The organism is Candidatus Enterococcus willemsii (assembly GCF_009933335.1).
GTDB classification, from domain to species: domain Bacteria; phylum Bacillota; class Bacilli; order Lactobacillales; family Enterococcaceae; genus Enterococcus_F; species Enterococcus_F willemsii.
Map to the genome: position 1 here is coordinate 69,434 of NZ_MAEL01000045.1, position 24,865 is coordinate 94,298.

General features: G+C 36.7%; 21 protein-coding genes. 16 read left to right on the forward strand and 5 right to left on the reverse strand.

What is annotated here, in order from left to right:
• Window positions 1–193 precede the first annotated feature (193 nt).
• From rapZ to whiA, 3 genes are read left to right on the forward strand one after another with little or no spacing between them, the layout of a single operon-like run.
• Window positions 194–1,078, forward strand: coding sequence for an RNase adapter RapZ (gene rapZ, locus BAU17_RS09340; protein ID WP_161902552.1), 885 nt, complete (start codon window positions 194–196; stop codon window positions 1,076–1,078).
• Window positions 1,075–2,073, forward strand: coding sequence for a gluconeogenesis factor YvcK family protein (locus tag BAU17_RS09345; protein WP_161902553.1), 999 nt, complete (start codon window positions 1,075–1,077; stop codon window positions 2,071–2,073). Before rapZ ends, BAU17_RS09345 begins: the two co-directional genes overlap by 4 nt.
• A 15-nt stretch (window positions 2,074–2,088) precedes the next feature.
• The gene (gene whiA / locus BAU17_RS09350) at window positions 2,089–3,024 is read left to right on the forward strand and encodes a DNA-binding protein WhiA (protein ID WP_161902554.1); all 936 of its coding nucleotides are present in this window, start codon (window positions 2,089–2,091) and stop codon (window positions 3,022–3,024) included.
• A gap of 85 nt (window positions 3,025–3,109) precedes the next feature.
• Here the strand turns inward: whiA and BAU17_RS09355 are convergent, their stop codons facing one another.
• Together BAU17_RS09355 and BAU17_RS09360 are read right to left on the reverse strand one after the other, a co-directional pair.
• Window positions 3,110–3,619, reverse strand: coding sequence for a DUF3916 domain-containing protein (locus tag BAU17_RS09355; RefSeq protein ID WP_161902555.1), 510 nt, complete (start codon window positions 3,617–3,619; stop codon window positions 3,110–3,112).
• Between the two features lie 52 nt (window positions 3,620–3,671).
• Entirely contained in the window at window positions 3,672–4,184 is a 513-nt protein-coding gene (locus BAU17_RS09360) for a thioredoxin domain-containing protein (protein ID WP_161902556.1), read from the reverse strand.
• Between the two features lie 194 nt (window positions 4,185–4,378).
• Here BAU17_RS09360 and cdaA point away from each other — a divergent pair, with 194 nt between their 5' ends.
• The 8 genes from cdaA to BAU17_RS09400 all read left to right on the forward strand — a co-directional run bounded on the left by cdaA (window position 4,379) and on the right by BAU17_RS09400 (window position 13,356).
• Window positions 4,379–5,269 carry a diadenylate cyclase CdaA gene (gene cdaA, locus BAU17_RS09365; RefSeq protein WP_161902557.1) on the forward strand — a complete coding sequence of 297 codons (891 nt, stop codon included), beginning with the start codon at window positions 4,379–4,381 and terminating at the stop codon, window positions 5,267–5,269.
• Window positions 5,269–6,411: a CdaR family protein gene (locus tag BAU17_RS09370; RefSeq protein ID WP_161902558.1), complete on the forward strand. Its 1,143-nt coding sequence runs from the start codon at window positions 5,269–5,271 to the stop codon at window positions 6,409–6,411. The genes cdaA and BAU17_RS09370 overlap by 1 nt, the downstream gene beginning before the upstream one ends.
• Window positions 6,412–6,427: 16 nt before the next feature.
• Window positions 6,428–7,780 (forward strand): phosphoglucosamine mutase, encoded by a 1,353-nt coding sequence (glmM, locus tag BAU17_RS09375; RefSeq protein ID WP_161902559.1) that lies wholly within the window; start codon window positions 6,428–6,430, stop codon window positions 7,778–7,780.
• A gap of 83 nt (window positions 7,781–7,863) precedes the next feature.
• The gene (locus tag BAU17_RS09380; protein ID WP_161902560.1) at window positions 7,864–8,781 is read left to right on the forward strand and encodes an AAA family ATPase; all 918 of its coding nucleotides are present in this window, start codon (window positions 7,864–7,866) and stop codon (window positions 8,779–8,781) included.
• Between the two features lie 3 nt (window positions 8,782–8,784).
• On the forward strand, window positions 8,785–9,780 hold the full coding sequence (locus tag BAU17_RS09385; protein WP_161902561.1) for a DUF58 domain-containing protein: 996 nt from the start codon (window positions 8,785–8,787) through the stop codon (window positions 9,778–9,780).
• Window positions 9,777–11,912: a DUF4129 domain-containing transglutaminase family protein gene (locus BAU17_RS09390; protein WP_161902562.1), complete on the forward strand. Its 2,136-nt coding sequence runs from the start codon at window positions 9,777–9,779 to the stop codon at window positions 11,910–11,912. Before BAU17_RS09385 ends, BAU17_RS09390 begins: the two co-directional genes overlap by 4 nt.
• A 146-nt stretch (window positions 11,913–12,058) precedes the next feature.
• On the forward strand, window positions 12,059–12,685 hold the full coding sequence (locus BAU17_RS09395; RefSeq protein ID WP_161902563.1) for a hypothetical protein: 627 nt from the start codon (window positions 12,059–12,061) through the stop codon (window positions 12,683–12,685).
• Between the two features lie 143 nt (window positions 12,686–12,828).
• A complete protein-coding gene (locus BAU17_RS09400) occupies window positions 12,829–13,356 on the forward strand; it encodes an HdeD family acid-resistance protein (RefSeq protein ID WP_161902564.1) in 528 nt (175 codons plus the stop codon).
• A 40-nt stretch (window positions 13,357–13,396) separates the two neighbouring features.
• Here the strand turns inward: BAU17_RS09400 and BAU17_RS09405 are convergent, their stop codons facing one another.
• Together BAU17_RS09405 and BAU17_RS09410 are read right to left on the reverse strand one after the other, a co-directional pair.
• Window positions 13,397–13,837, reverse strand: coding sequence for a hypothetical protein (locus BAU17_RS09405; protein ID WP_161902565.1), 441 nt, complete (start codon window positions 13,835–13,837; stop codon window positions 13,397–13,399).
• 85 nt (window positions 13,838–13,922) lie between these two features.
• Complete coding sequence (locus BAU17_RS09410; protein WP_161902566.1) at window positions 13,923–14,450, reverse strand: HdeD family acid-resistance protein; 528 nt, start codon at window positions 14,448–14,450, stop codon at window positions 13,923–13,925.
• A gap of 148 nt (window positions 14,451–14,598) precedes the next feature.
• On the opposite strand from BAU17_RS09410, the gene BAU17_RS09415 reads away from it, so the two are divergent.
• A complete protein-coding gene (locus BAU17_RS09415) occupies window positions 14,599–15,090 on the forward strand; it encodes a hypothetical protein (RefSeq protein ID WP_161902567.1) in 492 nt (163 codons plus the stop codon).
• 23 nt (window positions 15,091–15,113) lie between these two features.
• On the opposite strand, the gene BAU17_RS09420 is transcribed toward BAU17_RS09415, so the two are convergent.
• Window positions 15,114–15,710, reverse strand: coding sequence for a nitroreductase family protein (locus BAU17_RS09420; RefSeq protein ID WP_161902568.1), 597 nt, complete (start codon window positions 15,708–15,710; stop codon window positions 15,114–15,116).
• Between the two features lie 202 nt (window positions 15,711–15,912).
• Between BAU17_RS09420 and BAU17_RS09425 the strand changes: the two genes are divergently transcribed.
• The 4 genes from BAU17_RS09425 (at window position 15,913) to pheS (ending at window position 24,861) form a co-directional block, all read left to right on the forward strand.
• On the forward strand, window positions 15,913–19,443 hold the full coding sequence (locus tag BAU17_RS09425; protein WP_161902569.1) for a PD-(D/E)XK nuclease family protein: 3,531 nt from the start codon (window positions 15,913–15,915) through the stop codon (window positions 19,441–19,443).
• A complete protein-coding gene (gene addA / locus BAU17_RS09430) occupies window positions 19,436–23,101 on the forward strand; it encodes a helicase-exonuclease AddAB subunit AddA (protein WP_161902570.1) in 3,666 nt (1,221 codons plus the stop codon). Before BAU17_RS09425 ends, addA begins: the two co-directional genes overlap by 8 nt.
• 62 nt (window positions 23,102–23,163) lie before the next feature.
• On the forward strand, window positions 23,164–23,487 hold the full coding sequence (locus BAU17_RS09435) for a winged helix-turn-helix transcriptional regulator (RefSeq protein WP_161902571.1): 324 nt from the start codon (window positions 23,164–23,166) through the stop codon (window positions 23,485–23,487).
• A gap of 330 nt (window positions 23,488–23,817) precedes the next feature.
• Window positions 23,818–24,861 (forward strand): phenylalanine--tRNA ligase subunit alpha, encoded by a 1,044-nt coding sequence (gene pheS, locus BAU17_RS09440; RefSeq protein WP_161902572.1) that lies wholly within the window; start codon window positions 23,818–23,820, stop codon window positions 24,859–24,861.
• The last annotated feature ends 4 nt before the right edge of the window (window positions 24,862–24,865 follow it).

Consider the following 24,865-nt stretch of genomic DNA (forward strand, 5'->3'; position numbering starts at 1 on the left):
AAGCACCTCATGGTCATTTCGCCTATAAGTTTTATCCGTTCAGATAGAAAGAAGCAATCGGTGATTAGCGCTGATTGCTTTTTTCTTTTTGTAATCCCACAAACTTATTTCTTAAATTCATCATAAAACTATCGCAATGATACGCCCGGAATGATATAATTAGCTAGATGTAGGAAGAAAGGGGCGAAGAAAGATGGTAGAAAGTTTAGAGTTAGTTATTATTACAGGAATGAGTGGTGCCGGGAAAACGGTCGCTATCCAAAGCTTTGAAGATATGGGGTATTTCTGTATTGATAATATGCCACCAAGTTTAGTGCCTAAATTTTGGGAATTAATTAAAGAATCAGGAAAAGTATCAAAAATTGCGTTGGTCGTCGATTTACGTTCACGTTCATTCTTTGAAGAAATTCAAAGTATGCTAGCTGAAATCGAAAATACGGCGTTTATCGATACACGCGTCTTATTTTTAGATGCGTCAGATACAGAATTAGTTTCACGTTATAAGGAGACAAGAAGAACACATCCATTGGCGATGGATGGTTTAGTTACAGAAGGTATCCGTAAAGAACGTGCGATTTTAGACGATTTAAAAACGCGTGCTTCGATTGTCATTGATACGACCAGTTTGACACCTAGACAATTAAGAGAAAAAATCAATCAAGAATTTCGTCATTCAAAAGATACTGGTTTCCGAATTGAAATGGTTTCTTTTGGTTTTAAATATGGACTACCAATTGATGCAGATATTGTGATGGATGTGCGTTTCTTGCCAAATCCGCATTATATTAGCCATTTACGTCCATTAACTGGAAAAGATTTGCCGGTCTATGAATACGTTATGTCATTTCCGGAAACTGAAACATTTTATCAACAATTTTTAAGTTTGCTACAAGCAATTATGCCTGGTTATGTGAAAGAAGGCAAAAGCAGTTTAACGGTTGCGATCGGTTGTACAGGGGGGCAACATCGATCAGTTGCCTTAACTGAACGTATCGGTGAAGCTTTGTCAGAAGATTATAAAGTAAATATTACGCATCGTGACAAAGACAAGCGTAAAGAAACGGTGAATCGCTCATGACACTAAAAACATATCGCATCAGAAAACCAAAAATTGTTGTATTAGGTGGAGGAACAGGTTTACCTGTCATTCTAAAAAGCTTACGAAATCAAGGGGTCGACATCACAGCGATAGTAACTGTCGCTGATGATGGCGGTAGTAGTGGTGAATTAAGAGATTCTGTCACTAAAATGACCCCTCCAGGAGATTTACGGAATGTATTGGTCTCATTGTCAGATATGCCAAAATTGTACTCTGATATTTTTCAATATCGATTTAGCAAAGACGATAAATTTTTAGCTAATCATGCGTTAGGGAATTTAATTATTGCGGGCATGTCAGAAATGCGTGGCAGTACCTATGAAGCTATTCAATTACTTTCGAAAATGATGCATGTGGATGGAAAAGTGTATCCATCTTCAGATGAGCCACTTGTTTTGCATGCTGTCTTTAAAGACGGCACAACTGTTGCAGGAGAATCAAAAATTGCATTAGATCGAAAAACGATTGATCATGTCTTTGTCAGAAATCATCAAAATGAAGAACCAAAAGCTGCGCGTAAAGTGGTCTCTTCTATTCTTGAAGCGGACATGATTGTTTTGGGTCCTGGAAGTTTATTTACAAGCATCCTACCAAACTTGATGATTACTGAGATTGGGGATGCATTATTAAAAACGAAGGCTGAAACAGTCTATATTTGTAACATTATGACCCAAAAAGGCGAAACTGAACATTTTACCGATGCCAATCATGTGCAAGTATTGCATCAACACTTGAAAAACAATTTTATCGACACTGTTTTAGTGAATACAGAACCTGTGCCGGATGGGTACATGGATTATGAAACATACGATGAATATTTGGTACAAGTAAAACATGATTTTACTGCCTTACGAGAAGAAGGGTGTCGAGTTGTTTCGACCGACTTTTTGGAACTTAAAGACAATGGCGTATTCCACGACGGCGATAAAGTTGTGGAAGAGTTAATCCGCATTGTTTATGGCGCAAAGATTTAAGAGAGGAGGGAAAAGATGTCTTTTGCAGCAGAAGTAAAAAAAGAATTAACTAGTTTGGAAGTTCACCGTGAGCATGCAAAAGCGGAACTTGCTGCATTAATTCGTATGAATGGCTCAATTAGTTTAGCTAACCAACAAATTATTTTAAATGTACAGACTGAAAATGCTGCGATTGCTCGTCGTATTTATTCTCTGCTTAAAGATCACTATGATGTTCGTAGTGAATTACTTGTTCGCCGAAAAATGAAATTAAAGAAAAATAATGTCTATATTGTACGATTGAAACAAGAAACCAGAGAAGTTTTAGATGACTTAGGGATTATGGATGGCTTAATGTTTCATAGCCATGTTTCTACTGAAATTATGGGGAATGCTCAAAAAATGCGTTCTTATTTGCGAGGGGCATTTATGGCGTCTGGATCGATTAATAATCCAGAAACCAGTCGGTACCATTTAGAGATTTATTCGATTTATGAGGAACACAATCAAGATATTTGTGATATGCTCAATTATTACGGCTTAAATGCACGCACACTTGAACGTCGTAACGGATATATTTCTTATCTAAAAGGGGCAGAACATATTGCTGACTTCCTAACTTTGATTGGCGCGACGAATTCGATGTTAAAATTTGAAGATGTTCGCATTGTGCGGGATATGCGTAATTCTGTTAATCGGTTGGTCAATTGTGAAACAGCCAATATGAATAAAACAATTGATGCAGCCTCCAAACAGATTGAAAATATCGAGTACATTGAAGAACGAGTGGGTCTACAAGCATTACCCGATAAATTACAGGAAATTGCAGAATTACGATTAGAGCATCCAGAAGTTAGTCTAAAAGAACTAGGCGAAATGATTCCGTCGGGAATGATTTCTAAATCAGGAATCAATCATCGTATTCGTAAAATTAATGAATTTGCCGATCGATTGCGCGAAGGTGCAGTATAAAAATAACCTGATGACATTGTTGATGTCGTCAGGTTGTTTTTTTGATTAAGAAAAGAGATATACGAATGTTGATGTTCCTTTAATTTTATGTTAATTCCCCAATAAACCAAATTTCACCTTCGTAGTGGTAGCCATCTTCATCAGTAATTACTTCTTTAAAACCTGATATTTGCAAATCGTTAGGAATAGCTAATCCCCATTCAGTTTGAATGTTTCTATCTTCAGAAAGATGAAGCCATTTTTGATATTCGTCGTTCCTGTTAAAGAAATCTTTAAAATGAGAGTCATTTTTAAATACAATAATTTGCGCACCCCATAAACTAGGTAAATCAATTGAAACTACTACTCGATGCTTTTCTTTATCATTTGGCTTCAAACTAATTAGATGTTCAGCTCTATCCAATAGTGTTTGAATGCAAAGTCGTTTAATTTTTTTAGGTGTTTTATCGGAAGTTATAAAGTCTTGTGCAACTGGTAGGTGCAGATGCCAATAACCATTGTAAAATTCTGTTGGAAATTCCAATGTGTTTTCTTCAATACACTTAATCATATTATTATACTTACGTTTAACTCCTCGGACTTTTTTCTCCCGCATAATATTACTCCTCATTTCCATTCAAATATCAACAGAGCTATTTAACAGAGTCTTATTTTAAGTAAGATGCCAAGGTTTCTGAATCAATATTTTCATCAAAAATATGTTCATCTACAATAATCGTTGGTACAAATTTGATATTCGCTTGCTCAGTTTCAGTCACTAATTGTTTTGCATAATCTAAGTGGTTGTGTTCTGTCAAACCTAGCGTGTTTTTGGCGAAGTCTGCTACTTCCTCTAATGAAAGATCTTTCCATTGCTCTTGTGTTTCAAAAGCTTTAGTTAAATCTGCGAGTGCTTGTGTTGCATCATTGGTAGTAATAAAACGATGCATCACATTGCCTCGTTGCAAGGATTCTTTTTCACGGTCAACTAATTTGATTACACGTTGGACACGATTTGCTGCAACTGCTTCTGTCAAAATATCTTTAGAATTTTCAAACCATTGTTTACAATAAGGGCAACGTACATTGATGAACTCTAAGATTGTTTTTGGTGCATCTTTGCCAACGTGAATGCCATAATCTGCATTAGTTTCTTGCGCTTTGATAACTGAAATATCCATTTTTTGATTCCTCCTTATGTTATTATTAGTCTAACGAATTTTTGTGAAAAAGCCAAGGTATCTTAATGGAAAAAATAATTGATAATTATTTTCTTGAAAAATTTCAAAGATAACACCTTTTTTATCAACAAGTGAAAAAAGCTGTGCTATACTGATAATTAGTACAAGTCTTATAGCAAAGGAAGGCTGTTAGTATGAAATTTAATATTAGCGAGTTATTTAACATTACTTATTGGAAAGAAATTTTCTCTGTGGATGTGTTTTCACTCCCTTTTGTCATCAATATATTAGATATTATTGTTGTATGGTTTATTGTGTATAAGTTGATACAATTGGTACGAGGAACAAAAGCTATTCAGTTATTTAAAGGTGTAGCAATGTTTATTGCTACTCGTTTTATTGCAGAACTGGTAGGACTCCACACATTATCTTGGTTGATGGATCAAGTTATTACGTATGGTGTCATTGCTGCAATAGTTATTTTTCAACCAGAAATCAGGCGTGGATTGGAGCATTTGGGACGAACGACATTTTTCACTCCAACAAAAATGGATAAGAATAATGATGAACAAGTCTTGAAGTCTTTTGATAAAGCAATTCAATATATGTCCAAGCGAAAAATTGGTGCATTAATTACAATTGAACGTAATACAGGATTAGATGAATACATCGAAACTGGAATTCCCTTGGATGCAGATATTACAGGTGAATTGCTAATTAATATCTTTATTCCAAATACACCTTTACACGATGGCGCCGTCATTATTCGTGATGGAAAGATAGCCGTTTCTTGTGCTTACTTACCTTTATCAGATAGTTTGTTAATTCCAAAAGAATTTGGTACGCGACATCGTGCGGCAGTAGGGGTATCTGAAGTCAGTGATGCTATTACGATTATTGTGTCAGAAGAGACTGGGGATGTCAGTTTAACTTGGAACAACCAGTTGCATGCTGATTTAACACAAGAACAGTATATGGATATGTTACGGACAGCATTGGTACCAGATGAAAAACCAAAAGAGAAAAAGAATATTTTTCATGTTATTTTAGATGAATTAAACAAATTGAATAAAGGAGGGAAATAATGTTTACAAAAGAACGACGTAGTAACATTATGTATGCATTATTAGCTCTGCTTTTCAGTTTTGTACTGTTTTTTTATGCAAATGGTTCGAACTTACAAAATACATTTACAACAACACCAAATATGTTTGAAGAAACGTTAGAAGACGTACCAGTTCAAATCAAGTATAATCAGGATAAATATTTTATCCAGGGATATCAACCAACAGTGAACGTTGACTTAAGAAGCATCAATCGCATACAATTAGATGCGGAAACAAATGAAGAGACTCGTAATTTTCGGGTGGTTGCCGATTTGACAAGTTTATCCGAAGGCACGCATGATGTTATGTTAGAAGTCCAAAATATGAGTAATAGCGTAAAAGCAACTATTTCTCCGCAAATTTTTACTGTAACCATTGAGAAAAAAGTGGCAAAAGAATTTCCTGTTGAAGTTGATTTTTCTGAAGAAAATTTGCAAGATGGCTTTCGATTAGATAAAATAACTTCGATACCTAATAAAGTGACAGTGACTACGGGGGAACAAACAGCTGAAGAAATTAGCAAAGTAATTGCTGATGTTAGCTCATTACAAGGCATAACAAGCAATCAAACACAAAAAGTCCCTGTACATGCAGTTAATAAAAACGGCGATATTCTTCAAACAACAATTCAACCAGAAGAAGTGCAAGTTGAAGCTATAGTTTCAGCACCTGAAAAAGAAGTGAGTCTGTTTGCAAGTCAACAGGGAACGACACCCAATGGGATATCACATTTTAATTATGTCTTAGATCAAACAAAAGCAACAATTTCTGGTTCACAAGAACTGATTGATTCATTAAGCAGTATAGGAGTACCAGTTGATGTTTCCACGATTCGTGAGAAAACGACACAAGTTGTGACGATTCCTGTACCTGATGGAGTTATCAGTCATCCGCAAGAAGTAACGATAGAAATTACGCCAGTCTTTTTGGATTCATCAGAAGAAAGACCGTCTGAAACGATACCTTCTACTTCTTCGCCCGTTTCTGGAACAGAATCGACTGAGCCTATTCCTAGTTCCGAAACAACCACTTCTGCTTCAACAACGCCAGAAGTGAGCGAATCAGGAAATGTAGAAGAGCCTATTCAATCGTCATCTTCACAAGAACAAGAAACAGAATAAGAGAGGAACGTTAATCATGGGAAAATATTTTGGAACAGATGGTGTCAGAGGAGAAGCAAATAAGGAATTGACACCAGAGTTAGCATTCAAGTTAGGTCGTTGTGGTGGTTATGTATTAAGTCAACATGAAACAGGAGAAAGAAGACCTCGTGTCCTTGTTGGGAGAGATACTCGTATTTCAGGACAACTATTAGAAAATGCTTTAATTGCAGGTTTACTTTCTGTGGGGATTGAAGTCTTTCAACTTGGTGTGATTTCAACACCGGGAGTAGCTTATCTTACTCGTATTCAAAAAGCGAGTGCGGGTGTCATGATTTCTGCTTCGCATAATCCAGCACAAGACAATGGCATTAAATTTTTCGGAAATGATGGCTTCAAATTAGTTGATGAACAAGAAGCAGAGATTGAAGCTTTATTAGATGCAGATGAAGATACACTGCCTCGTCCATCAGCTGAGGGGTTAGGAACAGTTGAGGAATTCCCAGAAGGGCTATTGAAATATTCTCAATTCTTACAACAAACAATCAGTGGCGATTTGTCTGGTTTAACGGTTTGTTTAGACGCAGCGAATGGAGCGACAGCTTCAACAGTGAATCGTTTGTTTGCTGATTTAGAAACAGATTTCTATACGATTGGCACTTCACCAAATGGTGTGAATATCAATGACGGTGTTGGATCAACACATCCAGAAAAATTAGCCGAATTTGTTGTTGAAAAAGGTGCTGATGCTGGTTTAGCTTTTGATGGCGATGGCGATCGAATTATTGCGGTTGATGAACGTGGCGAAATCGTCGATGGCGATAAAATCATGTACATCTGTGCCAAATATTTAGCTGAAAATAAACGCTTGAAACAAGACACAATTGTTACAACCGTGATGAGTAATCTAGGCTTCCATAAAGCTGTGGAAGAGATTGGTTTGAAAGATGTGATTACTCAAGTGGGTGACCGTTATGTCGTGGAAGAAATGCGTAAAAATGATTACAACTTCGGTGGTGAACAATCTGGACATATGGTCTTTTTAGATTTTAATACCACTGGAGATGGCATGTTGTCAGGTATCCAATTATTGAATATCATGAAACAAACGGGCAAAAAGTTATCTGAATTAGCCGATGAAGTAACGATTTACCCACAAAAATTAGTGAATATTCGCGTATCTAATAAAAATGGTGCGATGGAAGTCCCTGCGATTAAAGCAGTGATTGAAGAAGCCGAGGCTGAAATGAATGGCGAAGGTCGCATTTTAGTTCGCCCTTCAGGAACAGAACCGCTGTTGCGAGTGATGGCAGAAGCGCCAACCGATGAAAAAGTAAATTATTATGTAGACAAAATTGCCGATGTTGTTCGTCAAGAGATTGGTTTATAATTATACGTTAAAAAGAGAAAAGTTGTGGTGACTTTTCTCTTTTTTTATAAAAGGAGAAAAGCTGAGTAATAAGGAGGATTTACATGGAAAATAAAATTTCACAATTAATTGATGAAGTCGAAAAGGTTATTTTAGGAAAACGAGAGGTTATTCAAATGACTGTTGCTGCGCTTTTAGCTGATGGTCACGTATTGTTTGAAGATATTCCTGGCGTTGGGAAAACATTGATGATTCAAACGTTAGCCAAAACTATTCAAGGGAAATTTGCTAGAGTCCAATTTACTCCTGATTTATTGCCGAGTGATATTTTAGGAGTTTCGATTTTTAATCGACAGACACATCAATTTGAATTTCGGAAAGGTCCAGTCTTTACCACAGTTCTCTTAGCAGATGAATTAAATCGGACAACACCTCGAACACAAGCAGCGTTATTAGAAGCTATGTCTGAAAATCGAGTAACGATTGATAATGTTACATATGAATTATCGCCACATTTTTTTGTTTTAGCCACGCAAAATCCGATTGAATATGAAGGAACATATCCATTACCTGAAGCGCAACTAGATCGTTTTTTATTTCGCCTGACAATTGGCTACCCAACGTTTTCGGATGAATTAGCATTAATGTTAGGTAAAAAACGAACCGTTACAAAAGTTAAGCAAATCATGACTGAGCAAGAAGTTGCTAGCTTAAAGGAGAAGGTTTCTGAAGTTTTTGTTCATGAGAGTGTTGGAAAATATGCGTTAGAATTAGTGCAAGCTAGTCGAAATCATCAAGGTGTAGTTTTAGGCGTGAGTCCACGTGGTGCAGTTGCTTTTATTCGTGCTGCAAAAGCCTATGCCTTAACAGAGGGAAGACAATATGTGACTCCTGAAGATTTGCAAAAAATTCTTCCGGCTGTTTTTGGTCATCGTTTACAGTTGAAAAATGCTCATGGAAATGAACTAGAGGCTATTTTACAGCAAATTGTTCGTCGCGTTGCCGTACCTGTAAGGAGGTAAGGTATGCGAAAAATAAAACAACTATATTTACTTGTGATATTTGGTTTGGTATATAGTCTGATTACACTCTATGCACTAGTATTTAATACTCAAACAGGATGGAGCATGTGGTTTTTTGCAAGTTTATTTTTATTTGTAGAGTTTCTGGGTTTGATGAGTTCGCTTAAACGATTATTTGTTGAGAGTCCTAACTTAGTAACTGAAGTGAATCAAGCGCAAGCAGTATCATTTGCTATCAAAAAAAGTAGCGCTCGTTTGTTGTTCTTTCCATACGTCACATTGACAGGGAAACAATTACATCCGGAGAAAAAAATCTGGTTCTTTCATAAAAATAGTCTAATAGAAGTCGTTTGGACACCAAAAAAGAGAGGGAATTACTCGGAAGTGGTTGTTACACTGGTTGCCAGTGATTTATTTGATTGGCTACAGAAGCGACGTAAAATCAGCGTGCCTGTTTCTTGGATGATTCTGCCTATGCAATATCCCTATGCTGATAAATTACAAATTCTTTTTCAAAGAATACTTCAGCAAAATGAGAATGGGGAAAATGATTTTTCTATCAAAAATTATCGTCCTTATCAACCTGGCGATGCATTGAAGCACATTGATTGGAAATTATCTAGCCGAGAAGACGAATTGATGTGGCGAGAGTATCAGATGTATCAAAAATCAGATTGGATACTGGTTTTCTACGGACAAAAGAGTATTTACTTTGAAGAAATGTTGACCGTTGTGTATACGCTCTTCCAACAATGGCATTTAACTTCTCGACAACTGAAATTATTAGGAAATCAAATTGAACAAACCGATGAATTACTTCAGCAATTTGCACAAATTGAACCTTTTGAAACGCCACCCGAAATCGTAAAAGAAAAGAAAAAAATGATTGTGTTCGTACCAGAAAAATCAGATAACTTAATCGAAGCATTGGTGGCGACTGCCAATCCATTTGAAATCTATACGTATCAAGATATCAAACGACTGGAGGGACAGCAATGATGCGACGACTACAAAGAAAATTACCTTTGCTGTTTTTATCGTTTATCAGTTTTTCCGTGTTATTTACGCAATTTTTAACAACCTATCAAGTATCTGTAACTGGTTTTAGTTTTTTTGCGATTGCTTTGCTTTGTGTGGTTGCTCTGCTTCGTTATCGACTCCTTAAGTTCCCAGTGTATTTATTGAGTGGTAGTTGGATTTTTTATCAATATGTTCGCTTAGAGCAGACTTTTTCTTTGTCATGGTTTCGAACTGCAGGCCAGTTAATTCAATCAGAAATTGCTCGTTTTCTGACAGGAGAAATGTCTTTTATACCGTTAGAAGTAGCATTGGTTATTCTTTTGCTACTACTGATTTTATTGACTGAGCTGCAAATTGAATATGAACGTATCTATTTAAGTACACTGGTGATTATTGTTTATATGTTATTGATAGCCACCTTCAACCGTGTGGATGTTAGCTATAAAATTATTTTACTCTTAGCCGTTGCTTTAATTATGCGTTTGTTAATTGTGGCAAAACAAGAGTATCAACGCGTCATTTATGGAAGCGTGCTAGTGATTGGATTAGTCATAGGAGCGTCATTGTTACCGATAACTAGTATTCGAGATGAATTGGTTATTCGTTCCGCGAGGATTCGCAATCATTTAAATCAAACAGGTTTTTATCAGCTTTTTGAAGAAGGCGCATCAGGGACACGTACAGGATTTGGAGAAAATGACGCTGTATTAGGTGGACCATTGATGGATGACCACACACTATTATTTGAGGCAAAGCAACAAACGGCTCATTATTGGCGGGTTGAAAGTAAAGAAGTGTACACTGGCACTGGCTGGCGTAATTCTTCGTCATATAATGAATCCATTTATGAGGAATCTGGTGGTAGAATTTATTTAGAAGATGAAGCTTATCTTGGTGAGTATCAACCGAGGGAAAGCATTGAACTTTCATTTAGCTTGAACGATAGTTATTTGCCGTTGCCCTATGGTCGGGTCATTTTAGAGTCAGAGACAGACTTTTTAAAATTGGAACGTTCTCATGAAAATGGTCGTCTCAATTACGCATCAGCTTCGGATCGAACCAATCTAACTATTGGCTGGTTTCAGCCAGATTATACACAGGCAACTTTGGCTGGGGTGACCAATCAAGAAATTGAGCACTACCTAAGTTTACCTATATTACCTGAACGAGTAGTCACACTAGCAGAGGATTTGACCGCTGATAAACCCACTTTGTTGGAAAAAGTATTGGCAGTTGAAGAATATTTAAAAAACTCATCGGACTTTCGTTACTCAAAAATCGATACACCTGTTACACCAAAAGGAAGAGATTATGTGGACCATTTTCTATTTGATTCTCAAGTAGGCTATTGTGACAATTTTTCGACGGCAATGGCAGTCTTGTTACGTGCCGTTGATATCCCAACGAGATGGGCCAAAGGGTTTGCTCCTGGGGAAGTGGTTCGAGAAGAAGATGGCCATGATGTGTATGCTATCCGTAATTCTGATGCCCATTCATGGGTAGAAGTTTTCTTTGATGGAGTTGGCTGGGTACCATTTGAACCAACACCTTCATTCAGCCAAGCGTTAGATAGTACCGTTGCAACCAGCGATTCATCTGAAACTAGTGAAACGAGTCAATCAACAGAGGAATCTTCCACTTCAAGTAGTTCGACCGAATTATCAACGTCAAATGAATCAACTAGTGCAACAGATGAGCCAACGACAACCAATCACTTTTGGGAACCGATGATTCAACTGTTCAAGAACAGTTGGCGCTATCTACGTTGGCTGATTCTAGCTGTGTGTGTCTTGAGTTTATGGCGTTGGGGTGTCACGTGGCAAATACTAATCCTTTGGCGCTTTAATAAACAATCATTGATACGTGTCTATCCAAGATTATTAAAACAAATTGAGAAACAACAAGAACGACCTGCTGAACAAACCTTACATGCGTATGCTGAGCGAGTTGAAGCGAATTTTCCAATTTTTGACGGAGATTTTCGAACCTTAACTCAAAACTATGAAGCAGCACTCTATGCATCTGCATCAATCGAGACTCAGGAAATTGATTATCCTTTTATTAAGAAGCTTCTTGCTAAAATACGGAAAATGAATAAAAATAGCATTTAGTGTTTGTTGAAACTAAATGCTTTTTTTTCTAAACAAATCCGGTGAGAAAAATCAGCCCATAGTCCTATAAGAAAAAAAACTAATTGAATCTTTTGTATGTTATAATTGTTTTATTATGTTAGAGGGTTGGTTCACAAGGAGAAAAAATGAAAAGAGTATATATTTTATTAACAGATACCGGGACGGTCTTCACCAAATGTATTCGGGTATTTACGGGGAAAAAATACAATCATGCATCACTGGGTTTAGACCTTCAATTAAACCAAGTGTATAGTTTCGGACGCAAAAAAGTTACAAATCCATTTGATGGTGGGTTTGTAAAAGAAAATTTATATCAGGATTTTTTCCTACAAGCGAGTTGTCAGGTTTATTGTTTTGAAGTAGCAGAAGAACAATTTGAACGATTGCAGGATACTGTGCAAGCTTTTGGATTAGATTCAGCAAAATACAAATATAATTTGTTAGGATTAGTAGGGATTGCTTTACATCAACATTGGAATCGGAAAGATGCGTATTTTTGTTCGCAATTTTTAGCCCATGTCTTTGAAGAAAGCCAAACTGTACGTTTTAGTAAGCCAATCTATTTAATTACACCAACAGACTTAATTGAAGCGGTTCAACCGCGACTCGTTTATGAAGGTACTGTCGATGAATATTTGGCAAATAGTGCAACTTATATCGAAAGTCCAATTACTGTTTATGGTACCAGTCAAAAGTACGGAACAAGCTCTGTAAAAAAATGGGGCTTTCCAGTAATTAATCGTTTTTTCTAATACAATCAGAGGCTTCCTCATTTAATTTTCACTTAATCAGTTATGGTTTGACACTTTTTTTGTAAAAGAGCTAAACTAATAGTGATGAAGGATGAAATTGTTATTCAATACTTTATCAAAAATTAGCTGAGGGAGTGTTTTTTATGTACGAAGAAAAAAAGAACTTTGATTGGATGAGTCTTTTACTGGGGATTTTATTTATGTTAACTGCTCTGGTTACATTTCGTAATCCAGGAACTAGTTTAACAGCAATTGTTATTTATCTAGCAATTACGGCAATTATTAATGGTGCGGCTAGTTTATTGATTCGTCGCAAAGTCAAACAATTAACTGGTTTGAAATTTACAATGTTCTTAGTGCTAGGTATTATTGAAATTATTGTTGGTATCGTTTTGATGTTCAATCTAAATGCCGGAATTCTAGCATTAGCTTATGTTTTTGCCATCTGGTTTGTCATTGACTCGATTCGTAACTTAATAGTATTAAATGAAATCTCAGGGGATAGAAAGGCTTATTATTGGTTCTCATTGATTGTGAATGTATTAGGGATTTTTGTTGGCTTCTCTTTATTCTTTGATCCAATCGTTTCAATGTTGACTTTATCATTTTTAGTTGGTTTTTATTTGTTATTATTAGGAATTTTCTATTTCGTTCATGCATTTTCAAACTAAAAAGAAAAGAACCATCATCGATTATCGATGATGGTTCTTTTTAATTAAATAATGGACGTGTATTGAAGCCAGGTTCTTCAAGTTTGGTCAAACGTTTGTCAATGCGGCGAATAATGCCTTCTGAAAAATCAAGAGAGTCCACGTTTTTACGGGCACATAGTAGCAAACGTTTTTCGCTAGCGAGGCGACCTTGGCGACGATAAATGTTCGCTAAGCGTTCAACGTATTCATAATGTGTATAATCTGTTCGCGCAATGAGGTACGTTAATAAGTCTTCTGCTTTGGTACACTCATTGTTGCCATAATAAGTAATCGCTTCACGGTAAAGTTTAATTTCAAGTTCTTCAAGAAGTTTTGCTTCTTGTTTTTGTTTTTTCCATTCATTCACAGAAATTTTTCCAGTTATTTGGCCATTTGCATCATATAAAAAAATCACAGGAACGTCATTTGGATGTGTTTGTTCATTTTGAATTTTTTTCATAAAATAACCTCCTGGATGTAATGTGATATATTAAATATACTACATTTTTTTTTAAAGTGCTACTAGAATTATGAAAAAGCTTTCTTTAAGGTAAGTTTCGTCGAATTTGGAAGTAACCAGCAATCTCTGAAATCCCCATAAAAATTAAAATGCTACCAAAAAGTGTCATAATGCTAGCAACAGCATGGAACATTATGACAAAGCCACCAATAATCAAAATACCGGCATAAATCATCCATGGAAGGAAAGGTTGATTTAATTTCTTTAAATTAAAAGCTTGCATCATTCTTGTACAACCATTTAAAACGATTAAAATCCCCAAGAACACTGTAATGATGGTGAAGATTGGTTTCGCCAGAGCGAGTATGGCAGCTGCAGCAACTAATAATAGAATACCTAAAATTAATTCCATTCCTGTATAGCCTGTTTGTTTTTTCTCACGGTACGCATTCCAAAGATTTAGTAGCCCTAAGACAGCGACATAGCCAGCAACTAAATAAATAATTGCTTGCGTAAATTGTTGAGGGTACATAATGACAAGAATACCAGCCACAATATAGCAAATTCCTCGTAATAAGGCATACCGTTGAAATTGTTGAATCAGTTTACTCATAGGATTCACCTCTTTTTTTATTTGTTCACCTTATTTTATCGAAAATTACCTAAAATAGAAAATTATTTGCCAAAAGAAATAGTATTCAATTGCGATATGCTTTAAATTTCTGTTAAACTAGGAGGAAAGAAGAGATTAGGAGAAAAAAATGAGCGTATTTACTTTGGTATTTGCTTTATTCACTTTGATTTTATATGCCTATTTATTGGTATTAAGGAAAGAACTACTTTTTATTGCGAAAAGAAAATCAGCAACATCTGTGATTTTGCCAATCGTCTTAGCTTTCTTTGTTGGGAGTGCCTACTTGACATCGGATACCCTTGATGAACAGGTGCGGGGCTTTGTAGCCGTTTTACTTGTTTTAAGTTATTTGATTAATGGACGTGGTATCGCAGAAGATCGTTTTGTGTTGCATGCATTAGATAATCGGGGGATTAAATTTAAGGAAGTGGACCGTGTAGTATTGTTCCAAGATTCTACAGAAAATGTGATTAAATTAAATTTTTTTCGTCATGGCTTACGCGGACCATTGATGAAATTTAATACAACGACTGAAAAATTAGTTTCTTATTTAGCCACTCGTTTGAATCAAGGAACACCAATTGATGTAATTATCGATCAAGGAAATCAAAAAAGCTAGTGGATTCCACTAGCTTTTTGTGTTTATTTATATACGCGGAAACGTACATCTGCTGCTAAATGTTCTTTTTCACCAGCATCGCCTTCTTTTGAGCCGAATACTAATTGTGAACGTAATTTCCAGTTGGCAGGGATGTTCCATTCTGCTGCAACTGCTTCGTCAATGACTGGGTTGTAATGTTGTAAGTTACCACCTAAGCCAGCTTCAGCAAAAGCTGTCCAAGTGTTTGCCGCCGCAATTCCGTGTTCTTGTTCAGCGTAACCTGGGAAGCTATCAGCATATAATGGGAATTGTTCTTGTAAGTTTTTAACAGTATCTAAATCTGAGAAGAATAGCACTGTGCCGTAACCAGCTTTGAAGCCAGCTAATTTTTGTTTTGTGCCTTCAAATGCTTCTGCAGGAGTTAATGGCTCTAAAGCATCTTGTGTTAAAGACCATAATTTTTCATGAGCATCACCAAATAGAATAACAGCGCGTGTTCCTTGTGCATGAAATGCAGTTGGACTTGCTTCGACAACATTTTTCACTAGCTCTTCGATTTCTGTTTCTGTTAATTCTACGTTACGTCCCAATGCATAGATTGAACGGCGATTTTGCAATGTTTCTAAAAAGTTACTCATATAAAGAATTCCACCTTTTTGTATTTGTTTTTTTGATTACAAAAGCTAGTATACAGACTTACTAAAAGTCAGTAAAGATTTTTGCTCAATAATTTTGAAAAAATAATTTTGTTTATTTAAAACGAATATTAATGAGAGGGTTATCTTGTTTTGAATCAGTCGATTTTTGGTATAATAGAAAATAAAAGAAGGAGGAACTGCCTTGAGTTTGCAATTTATTACTGGTGCTGGCAATAAAAACCACCAACAAGCAATCATTGAACTTGCTAGCGAATGGCTAGCAGATTCACAACATGAAGTTTTTTTTCTAGTACCAAACTACAATAAGTTTGAGCGAGAGCAAGAGTTGCTTTCTCAGCTAAAAAAACAACAGCAGCAAACCAATTTTACGTCTATACGTAGTCAAGTATATAGTTTTAATCGTTTGGCGTGGTATTTTTTACAGCGCACAGGACAATCTGGCGGAAAACTAATTTCTGATGTCGGTGCATCAATGGTGATGCGTAAAGTCTTAGAATCTGTCGCAGATCAGTTAACAATTTTTCGAGGCGAGCTGAATAAAACAGGCTTTATTGCCCAATTGTTAGCATTGTACAAAGAACTGCAAGTGGGGAATGTCCACTTGTCACAATTGCAATTTACCGACACGACAAGTAAAGAAAAAGATTTTCGGTTAAAGATGGAAGAATTTCAAGTAATTTTTGCCGCTTATGAAGAAGAATTACTTGCACGGCAAGTTCAAATTGAACAACCTATTCCTATGTTAACGCGCTATTTAATGGAAGAACACGAGCCGACTTTTGATTTAAGTAATGTGCGATTTATTGTCAGTGGTTTTTCTAATTTTTCGGCACAAGAACAGGCACTTTTACAAGTATTGATGAGTAAAAGTCAATTATGCATTGATTTATATATGGATAACACGCAGGAAACGACGGCGTTAGATTTGTTTTATGAAGCGAAGCAAACCTATGGCCAATTGAAAGGCTATGCGCAGAGCCATCACATTCCGGTTCGTTTTGATTATAAAGCGCCGCAATTAGAAGTGAGTGAAGGCTATCTAGCTCTTGAAAAAAGTTGGCGTTTAGAGAAAAATAGTGCTCCGAAATCAACAAATCTTGCAGATTTTGTCGACTTATGGAAAGCAGAGACTCCGGAAGAGGAATTACGACAAATAGCTGTTGAGATTCGCCGAATTGTAGCAGAATCATCGCAAAGTGAGCGACCGATTCGTTACCGAGATATTCAACTCTTGACATTAGATCCAACGATTTATTATTCGTTAATTCCGATAGTTTTTGATGAGTTAGAAATTCCTTATTATTTAGATGAGAGTCGAAAAATGGAACAACATCCACTTGTTGAGTTCATTCATGCTTTATTTGCTTTAGACAATTATTATTACCGACTAACCGATGTGTTTCGTTTTTTGCGAACGGAATTATATATTCCTGCTGAATTACAAACCGAGGGGGATTGGACGAAAGGGCGCGATATTTTTCGCAAGTATGTAGACATTACCGAAAATAAAGCGTTGGCACATCATTTCCATGGAAACGATTGGATAAGAGAAACTGATTGGCAGTTAATTGAATACAATTTTGAAGAAGATGAATTAACAGATACGGTCTCATTGAATGAGCAAACGAATCAGGTACGCCGTGCTTTTCGTCGTGATATTGTGAGCTTTTTTAAAACGCTGAAAAAGGCAAGCGACACGAAGACAGCGGTACAACTTTTCTATGATTTTTTAATTGAAAAAGGAATTGAGCAACAATTAATTTGTTGGCGCAACCAAGAAATTGAACGAGGGAACCTAGAACAAGGTCGTAATCATGAACAAACATGGGCAGCATTGATGGATGTCTTAGATGAATACGTGGAAATTTATGGAGAAGAGCCTTTTGATTTCCAATTATTTGAGGAGATTTTAATTAGTGGATTAGAAAATCTAACTTTCGGTAAAATTCCGACAGCGATTGATCAAGTGAAAATCAATCCTTTGAGTTTGGCACGTCCATTGCAAGCCAAAATCACCTTTGCAATTGGTTTGGATGAAACGACATTCCCTCGCAAAGTTGAGAATAAAAGCTTGTTGTCGACGGAAGAACGTGAGCAGTTAAATGAATTATTATCTGAAGAACAATATGTTCGTGACCAAGTGACTCAAACGCTGCGAAATGAACCATTTGTCGCTTATAATTTATTGTTATCGGCTAGCCAGCATTTGTACTTAAGTTATGCAGCTAATTATGATACACAACAAAATATCAAACCGTCACCTTATTTGGAACGAATCCGACGTTGGTCAAATTTAGCTGTACAGAATCGTCAGGGGTTAACTTTACAAAGTCCTCCGGAACAGCATTTAGGAACGTATCGTAGTTTAATTCGTCAATTAAATAACCTCTATCGTCAAATGGACGAAGAAAAAACGACGTTACCATTGATTTGGCAACAATTATCCAATGCTTTGCACCACTCGCAATTCCATGAGTTAGCAACGAAAGTCTTTGATAGCCAAACGCATAAGAATGAACCCGTGTCTTTATCCAAAGAAACTGCTATTGCTTTATATGGCAAAGACATTCATAGTTCGATTTCACGAATGGAGACGTTCCATCAATGTGAGTATAAGTATTTTGCAAGTTATGGACTTCGCTTGCAAGAACGAGATGTGTATGGCTTAAATCCAGCAATTACGGGGGAATTTTTCCACGATGCGTTAGATCGATTTATGCGCGTCATTATCGAAGAGAATATTTCATTGCTTGAATTGTCAACAGAAGCACGTGAAAGTTTTGTTGAACGAGTATTACAAGAAATTTTTGGTGATATTCGCTATGATTTATTGAACCGTTCTGCACGAATGAATTTTATTCGATATCAATTAGCCAAGACAATTCAACGTGTGACGTGGGCTTTACAAAAGCAAAGTGAAAAAACCCATCTATCACCTGTCCAAACCGAAGTATTATTTGGGCAAATTGCTGGAAATTTAGGAATTTCTGGTTTGGAATTACCATTAGAAACGGGTGGCAAGCTTCATGTCCGTGGGAAAATCGACCGTGTTGATATGGCAATGGTTGACGATCAACCGTGGTTATCAGTGGTCGATTACAAATCGAGCAGTCGTGATTTTGATTTGACTGAAGCCTATTATGGCTTAGCAATGCAGTTGATTACCTACCTCGATGTCGCATTGACAGACGCGATTGAGTTAATTGGTCGTCCAGACGCAAAGATTGCCGGAGCCTATTATTTCCATGTGCATAATCCATTGCTCGATCAGCAAAATGCCTCTGAAAATGAACGCTTAAAACAATTTAAATATGATGGCTTATTTGTTGATGATGCGTCGGTATTTCCGATTTATGATGATAGTTTGGAAAAATCGAAAAATTCTATTCTATTTCCAATCCGAAAAGATAAGAATGAGCAATTGCAAAAAGTCAGCCAAAGCAAAAAGAAATTTTATACCGAAGATGAAATTCATTTATTACGCATGCATAATCGGAGAAAAATGACGGAAGGTGGCAATAAAATTTTATCTGGAGAGATTGAGTTGAATCCTTCTTATAAAATGAAAGACAAAAAGCGCGCGTGCCAGTTTTGTCCGTTCCGTAGCATTTGTAATTTCGATGTGATGTTGAAAGAAAATGACTACCACCGAATCGAGAACTTATCAAAAGAACAAATTATTGAACGAATGAGGGAGGAAGAAAATGACTAATATCCCTTTAAAACCAGCTAATGAGACTTTTACAGATAGTCAATGGCAAGCCGTTTTTGATCAAGGTGATAATTTGCTTGTATCGGCTTCTGCCGGTTCTGGTAAAACGACTGTTTTGGTTCGTCGTGTGATTGAAAAACTGAAAAGCGGTAGCAATGTCGATGAACTGTTAATTGTTACTTTTACTGAAGCGGCAGCTAGAGAAATGAAGGAACGAATTCAAATAGCCTTACAAGAGGCGATTAATCAAGAAAGCGATGTGCAACGACGTCAACATTTTACGAAGCAATTGACTTTGTTACCAATGGCGAATATTTCAACCTTGCATGCGTTTTGCTTAACCGTTATCCGACGTTTTTATTTTTTAATTGATTTAGATCCTGTTTTTCGGATGCTAACAGATGAAACAGAAACATTATTATTAAAAGAAGAAGTTTGGATCGAATTGCGTGATGCCTATTATGAAGCCAAAGACGAAGCATTTTATCAATTAACTGAAAACTTTTCGAATGATCGTTCAGATGAAGGCTTAACCGATGTGATTATGTCACTCTACACTTTTGCAAGAGCGAATCCTAATCCTAAACGATGGTTAAAGGAGTTGGCTGATAATTACGATACAACGAATGGTTTAGCAGCAAACGCATTGTATATCGATCAAATCAAACCGCATTTGCTTCATCTTGTTCATTCAGCAGTTGACCGATTGACTTTTGGCCTTGAAAAAGCGCAAGATCCAGCGCTTGAAAAAGCAGCTGAGTTACTCGGCAATGAATTAGAGCAAGCGAAACGTTTGGCAACTTACTTGGAATCAGATCAAGTCGACTTAGCTTACACACAAATTGAAAGCTTAGCCTTTGGACGTTATCCAGCATACCGTAAAGCCGAGCAAAAAGAATTATCAGAGCGAGTGAAACCTCATCGCCAAGCAGCAAAAGAACATTTAGAAGCGCTGAAAAGCATTTTTACCCATTCACCAGAAGAGATGTTGCAATTGATGGATCACGCCCGTCCTATTGTTGAGAAAATGGGGCAAGTTACCCAGCAGTTTATGGAAAATTTCCAACAACGTAAACTAGAAAAAGGTGTGCTGGATTTCAACGACTTAGAGCATTTTACCTTGCAGATTTTGCAAGGATCTGGACAAGGTAGTGAAGCGGCGACTTATTACCGTGAAAAATTTGAAGAAGTGCTGGTAGATGAATACCAAGATGTCAATCGTCTTCAAGAAGCGATTTTGTATTGGACTCGTGAACCAGACGATACACAAGGAAATATGTTTATGGTGGGCGATGTGAAGCAATCGATTTATGCTTTCCGTCTAGCGGACCCAACCTTATTTATTGATAAATATTTAGCTTTTGAAAAAGAGAGCGGCGGCCGTCGAATTGTCTTAGCAGAAAATTTCCGCTCACGTTCAGAAGTGTTGCAATTTACGAATTTAGTCTTTCAGCAATTAATGGATGAGGAAGTTGGTCAAATCCCTTATGATGAAGCAGCCGAATTAATTCCCGGTTTTCCAGCTTTTCCTGAGAGTGAGCAATTTGATACAGAATTACTACTGTTTGAAAAAGAAGTGGAAGAAGATGCCGAAGTCGTTGATGACAAAACAGAAGGGGAACTACATCTCGTTGCATTAAAAATCAAAGAGTTAGTTGATCAAAAATTTGAAATTTACGATAAAAAAACAAAAATGAACCGTCCAGTAACCTTCAATGATATTGTTTTGCTGACACCGACACGCAAAAATAATCTCGTGATTATGGATATTTTTAAGAAATTTGATATTCCACTGGAAGTAAATGATGCTCAAAATTATTTCCAAGCGACAGAAGTCCAAACGATGATTTCATTGTTGCAAATCATTGATAATCCTTATCAAGATATTCCGTTAGCAGCTGTTTTGCGGTCACCAATTGTCCGCCTTAATGAAGAAGAACTAGCAGATATTCGTTTAATGAAGAAAAATGGGGATTATTTTGAAGCTCTTCAATTATATGCTGAAAAAGAAGATGCCTTAGCCCAACGTGTACAAACATTTTTAGAACAATTAAATGCGTGGCGTGAAATCGCTCGTCGTCGTTCATTGACTGAATTAATCTGGGGCATTTATGAAGAAACGGCTTATTTAGATTATGTCATTGGGTTGCCATCTGGCCGTCAACGCTATGCGAATTTAATTGCTTTAGTGAGTCGTGCTGAAAGTTATGAAAACAGTAGTTTCCGTGGCTTGTATCAATTTATTCGTTTTATTGAGAAAATGCAGGAAAAAGATAAAGACTTAGCTGAACCGTTGGCTGTGGCAGCAGAAAATGCCGTGCGTGTTATGACAGTCCATGCAAGTAAAGGTTTGGAGTTTCCGATTGTTTTCTTATTAGATACAACGAGACAGTTTAATTACCAAGACTTTATGTCGCGTGCGATTTTTGAAGAACGTTTAGGTGCGGGGATTCAATACATTGATGAAGAACGTGTACGTTTTGATACCTTACCTTACCAAGCAATTAAACAAGTGCGTATTCAAAAATCATTGTCAGAGGAGATGCGAAAGCTCTATGTTGCTTTTACGCGTGCCGAACAAAAACTGTATTTGGTAGGATCCTATAAAAATAAAGAACAAGCCTTTACTGCGTGGCAAAAAGCATTGACACAAGAAAATCTTGTCTTAGATGCGACGATGCGTTTGACTGGCAAAGGGACATTGATGAATTGGATTGGATTGACGTTAATGCGTCATCCAGATATGCGCCGCGTTTATGAAGAAGCTAGTGAAACAGTACGGACGATAAATCATGAGGCGCATTTTCAAATTCACTGGTGGAATCAGCAACAAATTTTTGACGCGATGCAAAGAATTTCTATTGCTGATAAGAAATCAGAGCAACCAACTGTTACTAGCAGTGAACCAGCGAAAGACTTGAAAGATCGTTTAGAATTTGTGTATCCTTTGGAGAAATCAACTAAAACGACCAGCTATCAATCGGTGTCAGAGATTAAACGGATTTATAATGATCCAGATGAACAAGAAATTGCCAAATTGACGTGGGAAAGTACCCTTGAACAAAATCAAAAACAGCATTTTCGTTATGTATCGGATGAATTAGCGAAACCTAAATTTTTACAAAAAGAACAAGATGCTGCCATGGTAGGTACCGCAACCCATACTTTATTGCAATTGTTGCCTTTAGATACCACTCCAACGCTAGAAAGTATTCAACAAAAATTAGAGGAATTAATCGCAAATCAATACCTTGACGAAAAAACAGCTAGAAAAATTAATCTTGCTAGTATCGTCTGGTTTTATCAAACAGAATTAGGTCAACAACTCATTGAGCAAGCCGCAAACGTTCGACGAGAGCAACCCTTTTCAATGTTGAAAGATGCGCGTGAAATATTTTTAGGATTTACTGAACCAGACGCCGAGTTATTGGTCCATGGAATTATTGATGGGTATATTGAATTTGAAGATCACCTTGTATTATATGATTTTAAAACGGATGCTATCTATGGAGACAATGAAAGTAAAATTGTTGAACAATATCGTGGACAATTACGTTTGTATAAAGAAGCGTTACAAGAAGCACTGCAAAAACCAGTGACTGAAACTTATTTAGTTTTGTTGAGTGGTAAAAAAATAATTTCTTTGTTCACACCTTAAGCGCGCGCGACCATAGTTTTGTATAAATTATGGTACAATGGGTAACGAAGAGGTGAGTGCCAATGATAGAAACGGAAAAAACAGACTATACCCTTTGTCCTAAATTTGAAAAAGCTTTTTTGATTTTAGGGAAAAAATGGAATGGTCTAATCATTGATGTGTTACTTCAAGACGACGAACAGCGGTTTGTTGACCTTGCGAAAAAAATTCCAATGCTAAGTGATCGTGTGTTAACAGAACGTTTACGAGAACTTGAAAGAGAAGGAATCGTTATAAAAGCCAATAATTTATACCAATTAACAGAAAAGGGCGTTGCTTTGAGTGATGCATTAGAATCTGTTAAAAATTGGAGTCATGATTGGGTAACTGATGAAGAATGTAGTTGATTTCTTAAGGAATATCTAGTAAACTAACAATCAATTGAATAAATAAAGAGCGTTGATGGAAACAAGTAGTTTTGTCGAAACAGAAAAGGGAGATTTGCCATAGACTGAAAGCAATGACTGTCTTCAATAAATGAAATTCACTTCCGGAGTTTACTTGGTACACCAAGTCGGTAATTCACTATCGTTAAAGAATTAAGTGCGCGCTGTTTGTCGCGAATTAGGATGGTAACACGAGACCTCGTTCCTTTGTATAGGAGCGAGGTCTTTTTGTTGTCACAACGTAAACTTATTTAATCATTAAAAAGTTAATTATATAAAGGAGGCAATCAAATGTCTTTACAGGAAAAACTGGAAGCATTAAAAGTAGCAACCGTTGAAAAAATTAAAGCGGCGGAAGATTTACAATTATTAAATCAAATTCGAGTAGAAACACTTGGAAAAAAAGGACCAATTACGGAAGTTTTAAGAGGGATGAAAGATTTATCTGCTGAAGAACGTCCAAAAATTGGGAGTTTTGCTAATGAAATTCGAGATGCCTTGACAGCCGAAATCGAGGAAAAGAAAGCAGCATTAGAAGTAGCTGCAATGAACAAAGCCTTGGCCGAAGAAAGTATTGACGTAACCTTACCTGGTAAAAAAATGGCACAAGGAACTCGTCACGTGTTAACACAAATCATGGAAGAAATTGAAGATATTTTTATCGGAATGGGCTATCAAGTTGTCGAAGGCTATGAAGTTGAACAAGACCATTACAACTTTGAGCGTATGAACTTACCAAAAGATCATCCAGCTCGTGACATGCAAGATACATTCTATATTTCTGATGAAATTTTAATTCGTACCCACACATCACCGGTTCAAGCCCGTACCATGGAAAAACATGACTTCACTAAAGGACCACTACGTATGATTTCTCCAGGGAAAGTTTTCCGTAGAGATACCGATGATGCGACACATAGCCATCAATTCCACCAAATCGAAGGATTAGTCATTGATGAACATATTACAATGGGCGATTTAAAAGGAACATTAGAAGCATTGATGCAACGTATGTTTGGTGCTGACCGTGAAATTCGTTTGCGTCCGAGTTACTTCCCATTTACTGAACCGTCTGTTGAAGTAGATGTGAGCTGCTTCAAATGTGGTGGTGCAGGTTGTAATGTATGTAAACATACTGGCTGGATTGAGATTCTAGGTGCTGGGATGGTTCATCCAAACGTCTTAGAAATGTCTGGCATTGATTCAGAAAAATATTCAGGCTTTGCTTTTGGCTTAGGACCTGACCGAATTGCGATGCTTCGTTACGGTGTAAACGACATCCGTAATTTCTATCAAAATGACGTACGATTCATTCGTCAATTCAAGGGGGAATAAAAGT